Origin of the sequence: Kribbella sp. NPDC051718 (assembly GCF_040681515.1) — a bacterium.
GTDB lineage: Bacteria > Actinomycetota > Actinomycetes > Propionibacteriales > Kribbellaceae > Kribbella.
Window position 1 is genome coordinate 887,410 of record NZ_JBFAYZ010000001.1, and the last position, 19,067, is coordinate 906,476.

A 19,067-nucleotide genomic window follows, 5' to 3' on the forward strand; every position below is an offset into this window, starting at 1 on the left:
ACCCTACAAGAGAATCAGACGCTGCGGGGAAGCCGACCGATCGTCCACAGCAGCACGTCCGCCGACTCGCTGAGGCCGGTTGCATGCGGCCGGACGCTATGAGATCGTCTATTCCGGAAACCGACTAATAGCCGGAATGGTCAGGGGAATAGTTGATGCCAGAGGCCGCCCGCTCCAGTGAATCCATCCAGCAATACCTGTCCGACTGGATAGCCCGGCAAGGCATCGAATCGACGATCGAGCCCGGGTCGGATCTCGAGGAGATCGGCGTCGACTCCCTGATGGTCGTCGACCTGACCCAGGCGCTCCGGCGAGACCTGGGGATCTTCGTCCGCGCGGCCGACCTGCTCGAGTCCTCGACCGTCGCCGACACCGTGGATCTCATCCTCGTCGCGCAGTCGGCCCAACCTGCCCCGTAGCTCGGCCCGGCCACGATCTCCACCCGACGTACTCACCAGCTGAGAGGCCCAGGTCATGCCAACGGGTCGCCATGCCTTTCCCTTCGCGCGCGTGGATCCTGCCCGGCATCCCGTCTCCCATCCGGCGGAGGCCTGGGCCGAGCTCCGCGACCAGCACCCGGTCGCCTGGTGCGAACTGGAGCAGGGCAAGGGTTTCTGGGTGATCTCGCGGTACGCCGACATCGCCGCCCTCCATCGCGACACGGTCCGACTGAGCTCACGCCGAGGCAATGTCGTGCAGACCGTTCTGGCCGGCGGCGACTCCGCCGGCGGCCGGATGCTCGTGGTGACGGATCCGCCCAGACACACCGAGGTTCGGCGGATCCTTCAGCGTGCCTTCACCCGGCAGGCCATGGCCCAGCTGTCGGAGATCCTCGCCGGGGCCACCCGGCAGGCTGTCGCTGATCTGGTCGCCAAGGGCGGCGGCGACTTCGCGACCGAGGTCGCCGCCAAGGTTCCGGCGATCGCGATGTGCGAGCTGTTCGCCGTACCTGAGCCGGCTCGTCCCCGGATGCTCGAACTCACCATGGCGGCCATGGGTACGGAGGCGACCGACGCATCACCTCCACAGGCAGCGGCGGCCGCCAAACGCGAACTGCTGGAGTACTTCTCGGACCTGCTGACAGCGCGCCGGGAACAGCCTGGGACGGACCTGGTGTCCCTGATGGCCGCCGGCCGATCAGGCGCTGATTCGCTCACCGACGCGGAGATCTTGCTCAACTGCTACAACATCATCGTCGGTGGAGACGAGACCACCCGCTTCTCCTCGTCGGGCGCGGCGCTCGCGTTCACGCAGTTCCCCGGCCAGTGGCAACGGATCCGGGAAGACGAAGAAACGATCGACGCCGCGGTCGAGGAGATCTTCCGCTGGACCACGCCGGCCACTCATGTCGCCCGAACCGCCACCAGCGAGATCGAGCTGCACGGCGTACGGATCCTGGCCGGCGACGTCGTCACGCTCTGGAACCGCTCGGCCAATCGCGATGGAACTGTCTTCACCGACCCGTATGCCTTCGACGTCTCCCGGGCGGCGAACAAGCATCTCGCCCTCGGCCATGGGCCGCACTTCTGCCTCGGTGCTCCGTTGGCCCGGCTCGAACTCGGGCTGCTGCTGCGCGAGCTGCGGGCACAGGTCGTGGAGCTGTGGGTGGACGGGCCGGTCGAGTACATCGAGTCGAGTGTCCTCGCCGGGATCAGGCACCTGCCGGTGAAGGTGCGCTGATGTCTCACCGTGCGTCGTCGCCCAGATGTGGTCTCCGCAGGACCCGGAAAAGGTAGGTCGAAGATGAGCATCACGAGCGACAGCCCTTGGTTTCAAAGCCCTACGGAGACTACGGACCAGCCGCGGCTACGGCTGTTCTGCTTCCCGCACGGGGGCGCCGGGGCGTCGGTGTTCCGCGGCTGGCAGAAAGCGGCCGGGCCCGAGATCGAGGTCGTACCCGTCCAGCTTCCCGGTCGCGAGCGCCGGCACACCGAGCCGTGCATCACCTCGATCACCGAGATCAGCCACCAGCTCGTGCAACCGACGATCGACTTCGCGGGCGACGTCCCGTACGTCTTCCTGGGACACAGTATGGGAGCTCTGATCGCCTACGAGCTGTGCCATCAGCTGCGACAGGTCGCCAACCCGCCCGCTCTGCTGGCGGTGACCGGTGCTGCGGCCGCGCACCTCCCCCGGCGGAGGCCCGATGTCAGCCGACTGCCGGATCAGGAACTCCGGACGCACATCACGACGCTCAACGGCACGCCTGCGGAGCTGCTGGCGGACAAGAGCTGGATGGACGTCCTGCTACCGGTGATGAGAGCGGACTTCGGCGCCTGCGAGACCTACCGGCACGTCAGCCGGCCACCGCTCGACCTGCCGCTGATCGCCTTCGGCGGTACCGACGACCCGTTGGCGACAGCGGACGAGGTCGAACGATGGGGCGATCTCAGTACCGGCAGGACCGTCATCCGGCTGCTGGACGGTGACCATTTCTTCCTCTTTCAGCATGTCGAGGAGATCGTCGAAACAGTGTTCCGTACCGCGCGGGAGAGTGCGTCATGAGTCTGATCAGCAGCCGGGGCGATGACGAAGTCATGGCGCTGCCGCTGGCTGAGCCGACTCCGCTGGTCACCGCGGACGGGTCGAAGGTCGAGTTCGGTCACGCGTTCACGAGCAGCATGGCCGACGCCTCATGCACCGAGGACCGGGGATGGGGTGAGCTGTCCTTCTCGGCCAGGCGCCCACTGCTCGTCGACCCGGGGATGGTCGGACTGCACTACGGTCAGGTCGTTTTCGAAGGCCTCAAGGCACATCGGCTTCCGGACGGCAGGCTCGCGCTCTTCAGGGCCGACGCCTATGCCCGGCGGATGCGCCGATCCGCCGAGCGGCTGGCGATGCCGCCGCCACCGGTCGACATGTTCGTGGAGGCAGTCGCCGGGCTGGTTCAGCGCGACGGACACTGGCTTCCGGACGATCCGTCGGCGGCGCTGTACCTGCGCCCGGTCTTGATCGCGACCGAACCGAGCCTGGCCCTCAGATCGTCACCGAGCTATCTCTTCCTGGTGATCGCGTTCGCGACCGGCGGCTTCTTCTCCGACACCCCCGACCCCATCACGGTCAAAGCCGAGTACGACTTCGTCCGGGCGGCACCGGGCGGTACCGGAGCGGCCAAGTACGCGGGCAACTACGCGCCGACCTACCTGGCGCAAAGCGCCGCGGCCAGGGCGGGCGCACAGCAAGTCGTGTGGCTGGATGCCGTCGAGCGCCGGTACGTGGAAGAACTCGGCGGGATGAACATCTTCTTCGTTCATCGATCAGAGCGGGGCGCCGTGCTGTCGACGCCGCCGCTGTCGGACAGCATCCTGCCCGGAGTGACCCGAGACTCCCTCATCGCCCTGGCCCGCGACCTCGGCCACCAGGTCAACGAGGAACCGATGACGATCGACCGATGGCGTGACGACGCCCGGTCCGGGCGGATCACCGAAGCGTTCGCCTGTGGTACCGCCGCGACAGTGACGCCCATCGGCGTGGTCCAGAGTTCGACGGGCTCGTGGACGATCGGATCAGGCACCGCCGGCCCGGTCACGCTGCAGCTCCGCGCCGAGTTGCGCAAAGCCTGGTACGGCCTGTGTGCGCAGCGCTCTGACTGGCTCCACACCGTGGACCCCGACAAGGGAGCGCACCGATGACCGAGATGCCCGGCGAGGTACTCGCCGACCTCTACGACCCACTCCTCTTCCGCGCCGGCCGCCAGCACATCACCTGGGCCCAGCTGAGGAAGTCAGGTCCCGTGGTCCGCATCGAGTCGCCGACGGGCGGCGCATTCTGGGCGGTACTCGGCTACGAGACCGCGGTCCGGGTGCTCTCGGACCATCGCAGCTTCAGCTCGAGCAAGGGAATGCGGCTGGGGGCGGATCCGGTGGCGACCAACGCGGCGTCGGGCAAGATGCTCGTCATCACCGACCCTCCGCGGCACGGCATGATCCGCCGCATCATCAGTAGTGCCTTCACACCCCGGATGGTGACCCGGTTGCGGCAGACGATGCGGGAGGTCGCCGTCGAGGTCATCGAAGAAGCACTGGAGCAGCAGAACTGCGACTTCGCCGACACGGCCGCCCGGCTACCGGTCTCGATCATCTGCGACATGCTCGGCGTCCCGCGCGACGACTGGGGTTTCATGCTCGACCGCACGAAAACCGCCTTCGGCGTCGGCAGCCTCAACGACGGACCCGCCGACGAGCGGGCCCGTGCTGCCCACGTCGATCTCTTCGTCTACTACCGGGAGCTCATGCAGCAGCGTCGACGGGAACCTCGCGAGGACATCGTCTCGGCCCTGGTGCACGGGGTCATCGACGGAACACCGGTCACCGACGAGGAGGTCGTCCTGAACTGCAACGGCCTGATCTCGGGAGGCAACGAAACCACCCGGCACGCAACGATCGGCGGCCTGCTCGCGTTCATCGAGCATCCGGGCCAGTGGGATCTGCTGCAGCGCGACCCGGCGGTCCTGCCGTCGGCCATCCAGGAGATCCTCAGGTACACGACGCCCGCCATGCACGTCATGCGGACGGTCGCCGAACAGGTCACCCTCGGTCCCGTCACGCTCGCGCCCGACGACCGGGTCGCGATCTGGCTGGGATCGGCCAACCGGGACGAGACCGTCTTCACCGACCCGGACAGGTTCGATCTGAGCAGATCACCGAACCGTCATCTCACCTTCGCCTACGGTCCGCACTTCTGCATCGGCGGCTCGTTGGCGACCGCCGAGCTGACCATCATGTTCGAAGAACTCTCCCGCCGGGTGGCACGGGCCGAGCTCGCCGGGCCGGTCGTCCGAATGGCCTCGAACCTGATCGGCGGCTACGAGCAGCTGCCTGTCCGGCTCTCCCGGCGGGCGGATCGATGAACAAGGTGCTGGTCGCCGACCACCCGGGCGGCGTCCGGCTGCTCACGATGAACGACCCGGACGACGGCAACGCGCTGACCGATGAGCTGGTGCAGCGGCTGCGGTCCGAGATCGATGCCGCGGCGGCTGATCCCGCCGTTCGGGCCGTCGTGCTCGCCGGCGCAGGCCGGGCGTTCTGCGTGGGAGCCGACCTCGGGGAGTTGGCGGCGAGCCTGGACCACGAGGGCGGCCCGGAGATCTACTGGCGGCCGCGATTGGAGGCCCTCGCCGCCTTGATCGTCGGCAATGTGTCCGCTCCGATTCCGCTGATCTGCGCGCTCGACGGGCAGGCTGCCGGTTCGGGAATGGCGCTGGCACTCAGCTGTGACATCAGAGTCGCTTCCGACCGGGCAGTGTTCAATCCGGCGTACGGCAGCCTGGGGTCGTCGACGGACGCCGGCCTGGTCTGGCTGCTGGCGCAGCTGACCGGCCGGGCGGTCGCGGCGAAGTTGTTGCTCGAGCAACCCATCGTCCGGACGCCGGCCGCCCTGGCCCTGGGGCTGGTCACCGATGTGGTGCGCGCCGACGATCTTCTGCAGACGAGCCTGCGGATCGCAGCGAGCGTCGGCTCCGGGGCGCCGCACGCGCTCCGCTCGGCGAAGAAGCTGCTGGCGACGGCGACGACCATGCCTTTGAGCGAGCACATCCGGATCGAGCACCACGAGTTCCTCCGCGGCTTCGGAACCGACGGCATGGTCCGGGAACTACGAGCCCGCGGCACCAGCGGTGCTTAGCGTTTGGCCACGAAAAGCCGTCCGGTCGGGAAGCCCAGCTCGATCGCCTCGACCCCTCTGAAACCGGCCCCGGTGAGCTTCTCTCGCCACTCGTCCTCGGACAGCAGCCGCCGCCCCATGAACTGCTGGTGGTAGTACGTCACGATGGCGCTGAACCGTCGCTCGCGGGAGTTCTGCAGATAGGGCACGGCATCGGTGATCGCCATCAGGCCGCCAGGCCGCAACGATTCCCGGCAGTTCGCGAGCACCTGGTCCGCGACGGCTTCCTCTTCGGGAAGCATGTCGTGGAAGACGAAACCACCGTGGATCACGTCCGCGCCCTCCACCGGACCGGGATCGGTGGCGATCGACTGGATCGGCCGTTGATGGATCGCGATCCGATCAGCGACCTCGGCCTCGTCGGCGGCCGATCGAGCCGCGTCGCAAGCCTCCGCATCGATGTCCAGCCCGACCCCGGTGGCCGTCGGAAAGGCCTGTAGTACTTCGATCACCAGCCTGCAGGTGCCCGAACCGAGGTCGGCGAAGCGAGCCGGAGCCGCGCCGAAGATGACCTCCCTGGCAGCTGGGTAGAAGGCGAGCGACCCCATCCACTGAGAGCTCACGGCGACATGGCGGCCGTTGCGGCCGAAGGTCCGTCTGGCCTGCTCGGGGTTGGTCACGAACTCCCGCGCGTGGTCGATGAACGGCCGGTTGGCGTTCATCGTCCAGGAGATGTAGCCGGACTGGTGCCGGATCACCTCGAAGTCGTCGATCGCACGGTATCCGGATTCACCGGAACGGATCATCAGCCCGGCGTTGGCCAGCGCAGCCAGGTAGTTCTCCACCCCGGCCACTGGCAGGTCCGTTGCTGCCGCCAGGGCATCGACGTCCTGTTCGGCGCCGGCCTGGATGAGGCCTGCCAATCCCAGGCTCTCGCCGACCTCGAGCAGGGCGGCAGCGCCGGCGATGTCAGGAGCCGGTCCGCTCGCCTTGATCTCTTCGTCCAACGAGCGTTGCACAATCAAGGACTGATCCACTGTCGCGACCTCTCGGGAGTCGGAACACTCGCGCCGTAGCGGCAGGCGCGGACTGGTCATCGCCATCCGCGACGATATCAGCGCCCCACTGTCCGTGGGGCCGTTCCGCGTGCCGCCAGAATTGCAGGAAGTTGCAATCCTGACTCCGCCCGATTCATGGGAGAATCCGCGTCTTCGGCATTGTTGCCATCATCTCCGATCTCACCCGGATGGCCTGCCTGCCAAGCGAATCGGCGCCGGCACCGAGAAGACGGCGATCGCGAACTCGGCGGCTGGACAGCGCCACGTGTGTCCCGGCCCAGGACTTGCCGATCCCCTATCATCGTTATGGCGTTGTCCGGCTTCACGAGACCGCGGACCAGGAGTAGGGCCCATGCGCAAAGCACTGCGAGACGTTGCGGATCGCCTGTACGAGCGGAGGTTGTCGCAGCAGATCACGGCCGACCGCCTCCCCGGACATGTCGGGATCCTGATCGACGGCAACCGGCGGTGGGCCAAGTCGGCGGGCTACAGCAACCCGAACGAGGGACATCGGGCCGGCGGCGCGAAGGTGGACACTTTCCTTCGATGGTGTGACGACATGAAGATCGAGCGGGTGACGGTCTTCATGCTCTCCGACGACAACCTTCGTCGCCCACCGGCGCAGGTCGCCAGCCTCAACACCGTCGTCGAGGGCGTGGTCGCCGGACTCGCGGACCCCAGCAATCATTGGGAGCTGACGCTGATCGGCGCTCTCGACGTCCTGCCCGCCGACATGGCGGCACGTCTCAAGGAGCACGCCGCGGCCACCGTCGGCCGGACCGGAGGCGTGAGCGTCAACATCGCCGTCGGCTACGGCGGCCAGCGTGAGATCGCGGACGCGGTCCGATCGGCGATCGGCGACCTGATCTCGAGCGGGATGACACCGGACGCGGTGATCGAGTCCTTCGACGCCGATCTCATCTCCCGGCACATCTACACCGCCGACCAGCCGAACGTCGACCTGATCATCCGGACCAGCGGTGAGCAACGGCTGTCAGGTTTCCTGCTCTGGCAGTCGACCTACGCGGAGATGTACTTCTGCGACTGCTACTGGCCGGACTTCCGCAAGATCGACTTTCTCCGTGCCTTGCGGTCCTACACGCAACGGGATCGACGCTTCGGGCGCTGATCCGCCGACCTCCACGCTCCAACCATCTGACCGCGGGACGAAAGGCCACCATGGACGCGAGCGAACAGTACTTCTTCGATGTCAACGGTTACCTGGTCGCCGAGAACATCCTCAGCCCGCGCCTCCTGGACGCTCTGAACACCGCCATCGACAGCTGTCCGGACCGGGTCACCGTGCAGCATCGCAACCTGGCCGACGGCGCGGCGGCATTCGCCGGCGACCTTCCCCGCAGCGACTTCCTCGACGCGCTCAGCTGGCCGAAACCGTTCTGCGAGCCGTTCCGGGAGCTGATCACGCTGCCGGCCGCGTTACGCCGGATCCTGCCGGTGGTCGGCGATGGTCTGCGGCTGGACTCGCTGCGCGGGACCGTCATGCCGCCCGGGGCAGAGGGCCTGACGTTGCACGGTGGTGCGGGCAACCCCGACAGCCCGATCCGGTACGAGGTCGTCGACGGGCGGATCCGCACCAACCTGGTGAACGTCGCGTATGCCCTGACCGACGTCCGTGCCGACGAGGGAGGATTCGTCTGTATTCCCGGCAGCCACAAGGCTTCTTTCCCTTGCCCGCCGTCGATCGAGCGGCTGGAGACGCCAGGTGACTACGCGCGACCGATCGCCGTGACCGCAGGGTCCGCGGTCATCTTCTCGGAGGCCCTGATCCATGGCACCCTGCCCTGGACCGGCAAGGAGCCCAGACGCACGCTGTTCGTCCGTTACTCGCCAGGAGCGATCTGTCTTCGTCCTGACCCCCAGCCGCCGAACTATGCGCGCTTCCAGGACGAGTTGACGCCGCTGCAGCGCGCAGTCCTCGAACCGCCCTATCACGGCAACCGGCCCTCCATCGCCGAGCTGCTCCCGCCCGTCGAGCAGGACCACGACGACGATGCGGTGCCCCTGCGTTCCGGTCAGCACTGAATGATCGACCTGCGGAGCGACACGCTGACCCGGCCGACCGAGGCGATGCTCTGGGCGATGTCCCAGGCGTCCGCCGGCGACGACAACTTCGGCGAGGACCGCTCCACCGCCATGCTCGAGGACCACTGCGCCGAACTGTTCGGCCTGGAGGCCGCGGTCTTCGTGCCGACCGGCACCATGAGCAATCAAATCGCTCTGCGCGTTCACACCAGACCTGGTGACGAGGTCATCGTCGACGAGTCGTACCACTTGAACGTCTACGAGAGCGCGCCGAGCGCGGACCTGGCCGGTGTCTCGCTCAACACCGTCGCCTCGCCGGACGGCATTCTCGATCCGCACCTGGTGGATCAGGCGCTGGAGGCCAGGTGCCGGGATCCACGGTATTCGCAGGCCAGGCTGGTCTCGATCGAGAACACCATCAACTACCGGGCCGGTCAGGTCTTTCCACTCGATCGGCTGGCCGATCTGCGACGTGGCACCGAGAGCCGGCAGCTTCGGCTGCACATGGACGGCGCGCGGCTTTTCAACGCCGTGGTGGCGACCGGGACGAAGCCTGCCCGTTATGCGGAGCAGATCGACACCTTGTCGGTTTGTTTCGCCAAGGGGCTCGGCGCACCGTTCGGGAGTGTGCTCGCCGGGCCGACGGACCTGATGGCCGAGGCTCGCTATTACCGCAAGTCCTACGGCGGCGCGATGCACCAGTGCGGAAGTCTGGCGGAGGCGGCTCGCTACGCGCTGCAGCACAACATCGACCGCCTGGCCGAGGATCACGCGACCGCCGGCGAGCTGGCCCGGCGACTGGCGGAGAACCCCTTGATCCACCTCGACCCCGAGGTGGTGGAGACCAACATCGTCGTCGTCGACGTCAGCGCAGCCGGTCAATCAGCGACCGCGATCGCGAACCTGTGTCGCGCGGCCGGGTTGCTCGTGCTGCCGCTGACCTCTCGTCATCTCCGGATGGTGACCCGGATGGGCATCGACCGAGCACAGGTGGTCGCCGCCGCCGACATTCTCCACCGCGTCATCAAGGACGTCTCCGGCCGGGACAGCGCGTCCGTCCGGACTCGCTGCGCCGCCACGAGCTGAGCCCCGACGTCGCCCACAGCCGCCCTTACCGGCGCGGCCAGCAAGCGCTGCTCATCAAGACGCTGCCGAGCGCGAGGGTCAGCATCTTGTCGGTGGCCGCGGTGTCATAGCGCACGAAGCATCCACCGACCTTGCCGCCGAAGATCATCGGCCCGAAGATCGCGGGGGCTTCGGTCTCCGACCAGGCCGATGTCTCCGTATCGATGACGGCGGTCCGGATCGGCACCGACTCCGCCCGTTCCTGCACCACCCAGGTGCCGGCGGCCAGGGCCTTCTGGATCAGCTCCCGCCACAACGGCTCCGGCGTCGTCCAGCCGAGGTGAACGCCGTGCCCACTACCCGAGTTCGACCGCTTGATCACGAATCTCTCCTGCTGCTCCAGTAGCAGCGTGAGCAGCGACCGACTCGCTCCTTCGTAGCTGACCGCGTGGTCCACGATCTCTCGCGTCCACGGCACATACTGATCGACGAATGATCGATCCGCAGCCGACATCCACGGCGTTCCCTCCGAAAGGGCCGCCAGCAGGCGCTTGTTGCCGGAGTGCTCGGAACTCTGCGGTGCGATCAGGGCGATCGGCGTCGCCCGGGTCCGGATCATCGCGTCGATACTGCGCTCCTGGTCGACCCAGTCCTGGATCATGAAGCGCTGGATTCCGAGCGGAGCGCCTCGGCCGGTCCGGTCGAGCTCTGCCACGTAGTCGTCGGCCTCGTAGTAGGACGCCTCGAAACCCTGCTTCCGCAGGTGATCGACCTCGAGGTCGTAGTACCGCATGTTCGTCAGGTTGATGTCCTGTGCGCAGCCGATCAGCGCCACCGACGGTTCGAGCCGGAGCTCCTCGGCCACCTGCCGAAGCATGTCGGCCCGCAGGTCCAGTGACGAGTCCAGCACCATCGAGCTCGTCCAGGACGGCGCGAGCACCTGGCGCCAGAACGAGTTGAACAGATCCACATAGATCGGATCGCCCACCGCCCCGCCGACATTGAACTCGATGAAACGCCAACCGTCCTCGGTCAGGATCACATCGGGCCGGGCGACAGCGGCCGCGTACTTCTCTTCGAAGGCCTGGCTCTGGTAGAGCGGCAGCAGGTCTTCATCCAGCCCGAGCGCGAGATGACGCGCGGCGGGAGTGGGCGCCAGTTCGAGGGCGGCTCGATCGAGTAACGCCAGCAGGCGCAGGGCGGCGGAGCTGAGGTCCTCCGCCAGACCGGCCGGAATCGCCACCGGGCCGGCCGGAACGTACGGCGACCAGCGGAAATGCAGATCGACGAAATGCTCTCGCATCCGATCAAGGATCCGGCCCGTGTCCTGCCGCACCGACTGGTCAGGCGGCGGAGAATCGGCCAGCAACTTCGTCACATCTCCAGCTGACCAGACCATCGAGCCTCCGCACTCCGCCCATCGGCAACTGCCGTCATCGGACGGCTGGCCACAACCCTAACTGCTGCCTGGGCTCATGATCGGGCTGTCGGCGATTCGCCGCCGGCTACCGTTTCCGCTGCCGGAGCAGGACATCGAAGGCCGCTCGGCACTCATCGACCGGCCCTCCTTCTCGGCTAGGATGACGCCGGGCAGGGAGTCCGCTGCGGCCCGGCGGCCGGACAGCGAGGACAGGGTTTGAACCACACGCTCTCTGCGTCGATCGTCGGCGCGCTCGCGCGGGCCGGCCGCTATTGCTGGGACAACTCCGAATCGCCGGCGGTGATTTCGGCCCGCGCCGCGGTCGACCGCGCCGAGCCCTGGACGAGGCGCGACGTGCGCCTTCACTCGAGTCGTTTCCCGGCGGACCTCACCTTCACCTACGCCGGCCCAGGCAAGTACGCGACCTACTTCATGCCCTTCCTGGAACTGCGGCGGTCGCAGCTCGCTGTACCGCCGGGCCCTTCGGAGGCCGACGCCGACAGCCTCGTCGATACCGACATCATGCTGGAGCTGCACGTCGGGGGGCCGCCAAAGCCCGTCCGGACAGGCGAAGCGGCGGCTCCGCGCTTTCTGCTGCCCAGCCGTTTGCAGTTCGTGGTGCCGACCACGCCGCGGCAGCAGGGGATACTGCCTGGCCTGCCTCGCAAGGTGCGTCAATCGCTCGCCCGGCAACGGGTTCGCCATGACCGCGACCTGGTGATCACGAACTCTGCCGAGAAGTTCCACGACTTCTACTACAACTACTACCTCCCGACGATGGAATCGCGCCACGGGCCGGCCGCCCGCGGCGTCGACCCCGGCACCGCGTACGGGCAGATCTTCAAACGCGGCGCGCTGTTCCTCCTCACCGAGCAGAAGGTTCCGGTCGCCGGAATGGCCTGCCGGCTCGAGCCGAGGACCAGAACCCTGCGGACCCGCCTCTTCGGCGTCAGCGGCGGCGAGATCTCGCGCTATCTGGACGACGCCACCATCGATCTGAACGTTCGCATTCTCGAGTGGGCCGCGAGCAACGGCTACGACTTCGTCGACCTGTCCACCAGCGAACCCTTCGCCAGCAAGGGAACCTTTCAGTTCAAACGCAAGCTCCGGCCGATCGTCACGCCGGCCAGGAATCATTTCTCCCGCAAGTACGTCACCCTCTCGATCCTCCGCGACCGGCCCGCCGTCCGGTCGTTCCTGGCGGCGAACCCGATCGTCACGCTGTCGCCGGACGGCACGCTTCAACCGATCTCCTTCCATGACACCGACCTCGCTCCACCGGCCTCGATCTCCGTCAACGCGGCGGGACTGCGCCCGGAACTGCGAGTCGACCTCGACGAGCTGTTCGGCACGTCGACGAACTGACAGGGAGCAAAGATGTGCGGCATCGCCGGCTGGGTCGACTTCCGCCAGGACCTCTCGACCGCGGGCAACACCCTCGCGGCCATGACCGACTGCCTCGTCCACCGTGGACCGGACTCATCCGGGCTCTGGATGTCACGCAACGCTTGCCTGGGGCATCGACGCCTGGCAGTCATCGATCTGCCCGGCGGAGCCCAGCCCATGCTGACGACAGACAGCGCCGGCGACGTCCGCTACTCGATCAGCTTCAGCGGCGAGATCTACAACTACCGCGAGCTCGGAGCGGAGCTCGCCGCGCTCGGACATCGCTTCGACACCAGGTCGGACACCGAAGTCGTTCTGAAGGCCTACGACCAGTGGGGCCTGAAGGCCTTCGAGCGCTGCAACGGCATGTTCGCACTGGCGATCTGGGATGTCCGGCGGATGATGCTCGTGCTGGCCCGGGACCGGCTGGGCATCAAACCGTTGTACTACCACGCCTACCCGGGCGGCCTGATCTTCGGATCAGAACCGAAGGCCCTGCTGGCGAATCCTGTCTTCAAGCCCCGGCTCGAGTTGCAGGACCTGCCGACGCTGCTCAACCCCAGGCTCCTGATGGCCGGCGAGACGCCGCTGGCGAATCTCGAACAGGTCCGGCCGGGGCACATCGTCACAGTGACCGACGACGGTCATCACGAACAGGCATTCTGGAAACTGCGGTCGTACCGCCACGAGCTGTCCTTCGACCAGACCGCCGCCCACTGCCGGCAGCTCCTCGAGACGACGGTGGCGGAGCAGCTGCATGCCGAGGTACCGGTGGGCACGTTGTTGTCGGGCGGCCTGGATTCGAGTGCCCTCACCGCCTTGGCGGCGCGATCGGACAAGCCCCGGTCCCTGGCCGCCTTCTCGATCGAGTTCGTCGGCGACGAGACGGACTTCACGCCATCGCCCCTCCGGCCGGAGCTGGACAACCAGTACGCCGTGCTCGCGGCCGCCCACCTGCAGGTGGACCATCGCCGGATCGTGGTCGACCCGAACGCGTTCGACGAGGTCTACGACGAGGCGCTGACAGCTCGCGACCTACCCAGCCTCGGACAGTTCGACGTCTCGATGCTCGAGTTCTTCCGCGCGATCCGGAAGGAGGCCACCGTGGTCCTGTCCGGCGAAGGCGCCGACGAGATATTCGGCGGCTATCCGTGGTTCTTCAACGATTCGGTGGTCGGTCGGCCGACGTTCCCCTGGCTCGGTGAAGGTCCCCGGCTGACGGATCTGCTCGTGCCCGGCATCCGGACCAAGGTTCGACCGAAGGAACAAGAGGCGGAGCGATACGACGCCCTGCTGGCCTCGATGCCGCCTGCTCCACCGGGCGAGAGCGCTCTGGACCGCCGGATGCGGCGGGTCTTGTTCCTGAGCCTGCAGGGCCCCCTGCAGTACCTGCTCGACCGCAAGGACAGGATGAGCATGGCGGTCGGGCTGGAGGCACGCGTCCCTTTTCTCGACCATCGACTCGTCGAGTTCGGCTGGAACATCCCGTGGCAGACGAAGGTCGCGCACGGCAGGGAGAAGGACGTCCTCCGCTCGGCGGTGGCGGATCTACTGCCCGCAGAAACCCTCTCTCGGGCCAAGAGCGGCTATCCTGCGACCTTCTCGCCGGAATACACGCGCGCCACTCTTCGGAGTGTCCGGAACATTCTCCGGGATCCGGACTCTCCGCTGGGTTTCCTCTTCGACACCCGACGTGTCGCCCAGCTCCTCGATCAGGAAGGCGCCAGTCTCGCCTACGCGAGCACGGCGCAACTCGTGACGCCGATCGTCGAGGTGGACCGCTGGATGCGACGGTACGGCATTTCGTTCTCTTAGCCGGCTACTTCTTGCTGATCAGGGAGCGGGCGAAGAACTGGAGGTTGGCGGGGCGTTCGGCCAGGCGGCGGACGAGGTAGCCGTACCAGTCTTCGCCGTAGGGGATGTAGACCCGGACGGTTTGGCCGTCGCGGGCGAGGCGGAGTTGTTCTTCGGGGCGGATGCCGAAGAGCATCTGGTACTCGTACGAGCCGCGCTCGCGGCCGGCGCGGTCGGCCAGGGAGCCGGCGATGGCGATCAGGCGGGGGTCGTGGGAGGCGATCATCGGGTAGCCGGCGCCGTTCATCAGCACCTTCATCGCCCGGACGTACGCCTTGTCGACGGCGCGCTTGTCCTGGAAGGCGACCGACTCGGGCTCCTTGTAGGCACCCTTGCAGAGCCGGACGCGCGAGCCGGCGTGGGCCAGGTCGACGCAGTCGGCCTCGGTACGCCGCAAGTACGCCTGCAGCACCGCGCCGGTCTCGGGGAAGTCCTGCCGCAGCTCACGCAGGATGCTCAGCGTGGAGTCCGTGGTGGTGTGGTCCTCCATGTCCAGCGTCACCGTCGTACCGGCGTTGCGGGCCGCGTGGCAGATCGACCGGGCGTTCTCCAGAGCGATCTTCTCGCCGTCGCCCGGCAGCGCCTGGCCAACGGCGGACAGCTTGACCGAGACCTCGGCGTTGGCGGTCAGCCCGGCGGCGGACAGCTGCTTGAGCAGCTCGAGGTAGGCGTCGGCCGTCGCGGTGGCGGCGGCGATGTCGGTGACGTCCTCGCCGAGGTGGTCGAGGGTGACGTTCAGGCCGTTGCTGACCAGCTTCTCGGTGGCCAGGACGGCCTCCGGAGCGGTCTCGCCGGCCACGAACCGGGCCACGATGCCGCTGGAGACCGGCATCGCCGAGACGGCCTTCTTGATCTGGGGGCTGCGGGACACGCCCAGCAGGACTCGCCGAAGCACTTCGCGTTCCTCCTCGTTTCCCGTCCCACCCGGCCCCATGCCGCGCGATGAATCAGGGGTGTCAGCAGGCTACGCGCCTGAACCAGGCCGTCCCTAATGGTGCGGCTCAATCGCACCAGGAGTGTGGCCAGAACCACACCAGTACGCCGAGTGGTCCGTGCTCCGAGGGTAGGGCCTGAAGGAGTCCAGGGCCCCGGTACGACGCGGCGTGGTTCCGCTTGGACTGGGGCCGAGAGAGGATGCGGTCATGCCTTTGTTCCGGCGGCGCAAGGCCGCGACCGGTGACCCGATCGGCGAGTTCTGGGCCTGGTGGACCGCGACCGGCGCGGCCGCCGTGGCCACGGCGGTCGCCAACCAGGACCCGAGCTCGACCGCCGAGGAGCTGTCCCGCCGCGTCTCGCGGATCCACGGCAACCTCGACTGGGAGCTCGGCCCCGGCCTGCACGCCGCCCACGTCCTCGTCGTGACCGCCGCCGGCGACCCCGGTACGCGCGCCTTCGCCCGCCGCTGGCTGCGGGCCGCACCGCCGTCGGACCAGACCTGGGAGTACGCCGATATGCGCCGCCCGGCCCCCGACGTGACGATCCGCTTCGAGGGCATGCCGCCGGTGCAGATCGATGCGGCGCTCGTGACGATCGAAGTCGACACCCGTGAGGCCGCGCTGCACGTCGGCGTCCATCACCCGACCTTCGTCGAGCTCCCCGAGGACCTGCAGAAGCGGGTGACGTTCCTGCTGCTCGACTTGGTACTCGGCGAGGAGCTGGTCGAGACCTGGGTCGGCGCGATCGAGACGGCGGTGGAGCGCCCGGCGGACGCAGTACCGATTGCACAGCTGCTGCCTGCCGTCGCGCAGTTCGCTGCTGATCATGTGGCCGAGGACGGCGGACCTAGCTGGCGGTTGATGGAGGGTACGACGGCCGCTGGGCACAGGCTGGTCGCGACGGCGATGGTTCCGCTGCGGTCGGTACAGTTGCCGCATCTGGACACGCATGTTGCCGTATCGGTTCCGTACAAGGCCGCCCGCGAGGACGGGCTCCCGCTGGACGAGACGCTCAGCCACCTGCGCGACTTCGAGGATCATCTGAGCGACCGCCTCGGCGACTCCGGGCGGCTGCTAGCCCATGAGACCGCCGACGGCCATCGGATCCTGCACTACTACGTCGACGGTACGACGCCTGCGGCCGCCCAGCTCGAGGCAGCGGTGACCGGCTGGCCCGATGGCAAGGTCGCCCTCGACGTCACCCAAGACGCCGGCTGGGAAGGCGTCCGCCACCTGAGCTGACCGCAACCTTCCGCTCACCCCCAGCATCAAGCTTGGTATGCGAAGACTGCCGGCCGTCCTCACCACGCTCTCCCTCGCCCTCGGAGCCACCGTCCCCTTGACGGTCGGAGCCGAGGCCGAGGCGGCTGCGTCCTGTCGGATGGTCGTCGGGAGTGCGACTTCGGGCGGGTACCACGTCCGTACACCGATCACCGCGACCACGCCGCCCGCGACCGGCGTCAGCACGTACCAGCCGCATACCTACCCGCGCGACTGGGTTCGGCTCAGTACCAGCTTCAACAACTGGCCGAAGGCGGGCGGCAAGGAAGCCCGGTACGGCTGGTTCGTGTTCGGGGACACCCTCTACGCCCATCGGTACGGCCTCAAGGACGGCGCCCCGGACCCCGCTCTGCCCGCCAAGTACACCAAGCTCGGCAGCGGTTGGGCTCCGTACACGGCCATCGAGGCGTCGAGCTACTACCGCGGCCAGACGCTGGCCCGGCAGACCGCGTACGCGCTGCGCAACGACGGCACCCTGCGACGCTGGTCGATCAGCAGCACCGGCAAGTGGACCCCCACCGGCGCGGCGACCGGCTTCTCCGGCGTCCGGTCGATTGCGCTGATCAGCAGGACCGCGACGTACGACACCTTCATCGCCAACCTTCGCGGCGGCGCCCTCTACACGATCCACCTGCCGACCACGGCGCCGCTGAAGCCAGTGGTCAAGCAGGTCCGGGCCACCGGCTGGGGGCAGTTCGAGCAACTCGTCGCGGCCACTTGCGGCAAGGGTTCGCTGGTGGTCGGTGTCGACAAGCAGACCAAGGACGGCCAGCTGTACGCCGTCGGGCACGCGACCGGCTCCTCGACACCGATCAAGCACCTCGGCGAGCTCAATGCACTGATGTTCCAGACCCCCGATCCGGCGTTCTTCCGCTGGACCGACAACCCACCGACGGACGCATTGGCCGGCGAATAGCTAGGCCGTACGCCGTTTGAGCGTCGCCGCACCCAGCGCGAGCGCCGCGAACACGAACCCGATGACGACCAGCGCGTCGACCCCGGCGCCATCCCCAAATCCGTTGCCTTGCGCAACTTCGGAGACCGCGTCGACGGCATACGAGAGTGGCAGCACCGTACTGATCGCATGCAGCACGTCCGGCAACTGATCGCGCGGGACGAACAGCCCGCAGAGCAGGATCTGCGGGATCATCACCGCCGGCATCATCTGCACGGCCTGGAACTCGGTCGCCGCGAAGGCACTCGCGAACAACCCCAGCGCAGTACCGAGAACTCCGTCGAGAACGGCCACCAGGCCGAGTTGCCAGGCAGCGCCACGGATGTCCAGATCCAAGGCGTACAAGGAGATCGAGACCACCACGACGGCCTGGACGACGGCGATCAATGCGAAGGCGAGCGCATAGCCGAGCAGGAAGTCGAGCTTGCCCATCGGCATCGTGAACAGCCGGGCCAGCGTGCCGGTGGACCGTTCGCGCAGCGTCGCGACCGAGGTGACGATGAACATGATGATCGCCGGGAACACCGCGAGCAGCGGCCCGCCGATCCGGTCGAAGGTGTTCGGGGTGTCGTGGAACATCCACCACATCAGACTGACCAGCAAGGCCGGCAGCACGATCAGCATCGCGACCGTGCGGTGGTCCCGGCGCAGTTGCGCGACCACGCGGGCCGCGACGGCGAAGGTGACTCGTGGGGTCATCGGACTTCCGCCTTCTGATCGATGAGGGTGAGGAACGCCTGCTCTATGTCATCGGTTCCGGCCGCTTCGAGGAGTGCGGCAGGGGTCTCGTCGGCGAGCAGCTCTCCGTCGCGCATCAGCAGCAGCCGGTCGCAGCGGATCGCCTCGTCCATCACGTGACTGGAGACCAGGAGGGTTGCGCCCTCGGCGGCCAGGCGGTGGAAGAGTTCCCACAGGTCTCGGCGTAGTACGGGATCGAGGCCGACGGTCGGTTCGTCGAGGACGAGCAGTTCGGGGTTGCCGAGGAGGGCGGCCGCCAGCGATGCGCGGGACCGCTGGCCGCCGGAGAGGCGGTCGACGCGAGCATCGGCATGGCTGCGGAGGTCGACGGCGTCGATGACGCGATCGATGTCGGTGGCCGCGACGCCCAGTACGGCCGCGAAGAAGCGCAGGTTCTCCGTGACGGTCAGGTCGCCGTACACGCTGGGCTCCTGGGTGACATAGCCGATCCGGCCGCGCAGCTTGGGGGCGCCGGCAGGTAGGCCGAGCACCTGGACGGTGCCGGTGACCTTGGCCTGCAGACCGGCGATCGCCCGGATCAGCGTCGTCTTGCCACAGCCGGACGGACCGAGCAGGCCGGTGACTGACCCGGCCTCGAGGTCGAACCCGACACCGTGCAGGACCTCGCGGTCCCCACGCACCACCACGACGTCCCGGCAGGACACCGCCACCGCGTTATTCATCATGTGATGAATTTAGCGTGCAAGTGTCCGGCTGGCAACTGGTCAGGG

General features: G+C 67.6%; 18 protein-coding genes. 13 read left to right on the top strand and 5 right to left on the bottom strand.

Translation table 11 applies throughout. The annotated features are described in order from the left end of the window. Window positions 1–155: 155 nt before the first annotated feature. The 6 genes from AB0M15_RS04360 (at window position 156) to AB0M15_RS04385 (ending at window position 5,622) form a co-directional block, all read left to right on the top strand. Window positions 156–419 (top strand): acyl carrier protein, encoded by a 264-nt coding sequence (locus AB0M15_RS04360; RefSeq protein ID WP_363813764.1) that lies wholly within the window; start codon window positions 156–158, stop codon window positions 417–419. 91 nt (window positions 420–510) lie between these two features. Further along, window positions 511–1,680: a cytochrome P450 gene (locus AB0M15_RS04365; protein ID WP_363813766.1), complete on the top strand. Its 1,170-nt coding sequence runs from the start codon at window positions 511–513 to the stop codon at window positions 1,678–1,680. Between the two features lie 63 nt (window positions 1,681–1,743). Continuing rightward, window positions 1,744–2,505: an alpha/beta fold hydrolase gene (locus AB0M15_RS04370; RefSeq protein WP_363813768.1), complete on the top strand. Its 762-nt coding sequence runs from the start codon at window positions 1,744–1,746 to the stop codon at window positions 2,503–2,505. Next, window positions 2,502–3,632, top strand: coding sequence for a branched-chain amino acid aminotransferase (locus AB0M15_RS04375; protein ID WP_363813770.1), 1,131 nt, complete (start codon window positions 2,502–2,504; stop codon window positions 3,630–3,632). The genes AB0M15_RS04370 and AB0M15_RS04375 overlap by 4 nt, the downstream gene beginning before the upstream one ends. Next, window positions 3,629–4,849 carry a cytochrome P450 gene (locus AB0M15_RS04380; protein WP_363813772.1) on the top strand — a complete coding sequence of 407 codons (1,221 nt, stop codon included), beginning with the start codon at window positions 3,629–3,631 and terminating at the stop codon, window positions 4,847–4,849. The genes AB0M15_RS04375 and AB0M15_RS04380 overlap by 4 nt, the downstream gene beginning before the upstream one ends. Further along, window positions 4,846–5,622 carry an enoyl-CoA hydratase-related protein gene (locus tag AB0M15_RS04385; RefSeq protein WP_363813774.1) on the top strand — a complete coding sequence of 259 codons (777 nt, stop codon included), beginning with the start codon at window positions 4,846–4,848 and terminating at the stop codon, window positions 5,620–5,622. Before AB0M15_RS04380 ends, AB0M15_RS04385 begins: the two co-directional genes overlap by 4 nt. On the opposite strand, the gene AB0M15_RS04390 is transcribed toward AB0M15_RS04385, so the two are convergent. Continuing rightward, window positions 5,619–6,620, bottom strand: a complete 1,002-nt coding sequence (locus tag AB0M15_RS04390) for a methyltransferase (protein ID WP_363814565.1) — start codon at window positions 6,618–6,620, stop codon at window positions 5,619–5,621. The two genes, AB0M15_RS04385 and AB0M15_RS04390, sit on opposite strands and share 4 nt — an antisense overlap. 391 nt (window positions 6,621–7,011) lie before the next feature. On the opposite strand from AB0M15_RS04390, the gene AB0M15_RS04395 reads away from it, so the two are divergent. The 3 genes from AB0M15_RS04395 to AB0M15_RS04405 are packed head-to-tail and all read left to right on the top strand — an operon-like array spanning window position 7,012 to window position 9,788. Beyond that, window positions 7,012–7,788 carry an isoprenyl transferase gene (locus AB0M15_RS04395; RefSeq protein WP_363813776.1) on the top strand — a complete coding sequence of 259 codons (777 nt, stop codon included), beginning with the start codon at window positions 7,012–7,014 and terminating at the stop codon, window positions 7,786–7,788. A gap of 50 nt (window positions 7,789–7,838) precedes the next feature. Continuing rightward, on the top strand, window positions 7,839–8,702 hold the full coding sequence (locus AB0M15_RS04400; RefSeq protein WP_363813778.1) for a phytanoyl-CoA dioxygenase family protein: 864 nt from the start codon (window positions 7,839–7,841) through the stop codon (window positions 8,700–8,702). Next, on the top strand, window positions 8,703–9,788 hold the full coding sequence (locus tag AB0M15_RS04405; protein ID WP_363813780.1) for a GntG family PLP-dependent aldolase: 1,086 nt from the start codon (window positions 8,703–8,705) through the stop codon (window positions 9,786–9,788). 25 nt (window positions 9,789–9,813) lie between these two features. Here the strand turns inward: AB0M15_RS04405 and AB0M15_RS04410 are convergent, their stop codons facing one another. Beyond that, window positions 9,814–11,070 (bottom strand): hypothetical protein, encoded by a 1,257-nt coding sequence (locus AB0M15_RS04410; RefSeq protein WP_363813782.1) that lies wholly within the window; start codon window positions 11,068–11,070, stop codon window positions 9,814–9,816. A 333-nt stretch (window positions 11,071–11,403) separates the two neighbouring features. Between AB0M15_RS04410 and AB0M15_RS04415 the strand changes: the two genes are divergently transcribed. Together AB0M15_RS04415 and asnB are read left to right on the top strand one after the other, a co-directional pair. Beyond that, on the top strand, window positions 11,404–12,552 hold the full coding sequence (locus AB0M15_RS04415) for a hypothetical protein (protein ID WP_363813784.1): 1,149 nt from the start codon (window positions 11,404–11,406) through the stop codon (window positions 12,550–12,552). 12 nt (window positions 12,553–12,564) lie between these two features. Then, window positions 12,565–14,388: an asparagine synthase (glutamine-hydrolyzing) gene (gene asnB, locus AB0M15_RS04420; protein ID WP_363813786.1), complete on the top strand. Its 1,824-nt coding sequence runs from the start codon at window positions 12,565–12,567 to the stop codon at window positions 14,386–14,388. Between the two features lie 4 nt (window positions 14,389–14,392). On the opposite strand, the gene AB0M15_RS04425 is transcribed toward asnB, so the two are convergent. Beyond that, window positions 14,393–15,322: a proline dehydrogenase family protein gene (locus AB0M15_RS04425; RefSeq protein WP_363813788.1), complete on the bottom strand. Its 930-nt coding sequence runs from the start codon at window positions 15,320–15,322 to the stop codon at window positions 14,393–14,395. Between the two features lie 247 nt (window positions 15,323–15,569). Between AB0M15_RS04425 and AB0M15_RS04430 the strand changes: the two genes are divergently transcribed. Beyond that, window positions 15,570–16,604, top strand: a complete 1,035-nt coding sequence (locus AB0M15_RS04430; RefSeq protein WP_363813790.1) for a DUF695 domain-containing protein — start codon at window positions 15,570–15,572, stop codon at window positions 16,602–16,604. A 37-nt stretch (window positions 16,605–16,641) separates the two neighbouring features. Continuing rightward, window positions 16,642–17,559, top strand: coding sequence for a hypothetical protein (locus AB0M15_RS04435; protein ID WP_363813792.1), 918 nt, complete (start codon window positions 16,642–16,644; stop codon window positions 17,557–17,559). Here AB0M15_RS04435 and AB0M15_RS04440 read toward each other — a convergent pair whose 3' ends face one another. Next, window positions 17,560–18,297, bottom strand: coding sequence for an ABC transporter permease (locus tag AB0M15_RS04440; RefSeq protein WP_363813794.1), 738 nt, complete (start codon window positions 18,295–18,297; stop codon window positions 17,560–17,562). Next, window positions 18,294–19,022 (bottom strand): ABC transporter ATP-binding protein, encoded by a 729-nt coding sequence (locus tag AB0M15_RS04445; protein ID WP_363813796.1) that lies wholly within the window; start codon window positions 19,020–19,022, stop codon window positions 18,294–18,296. Before AB0M15_RS04445 ends, AB0M15_RS04440 begins: the two co-directional genes overlap by 4 nt. Between the last annotated feature and the right edge of the window lie 45 nt (window positions 19,023–19,067).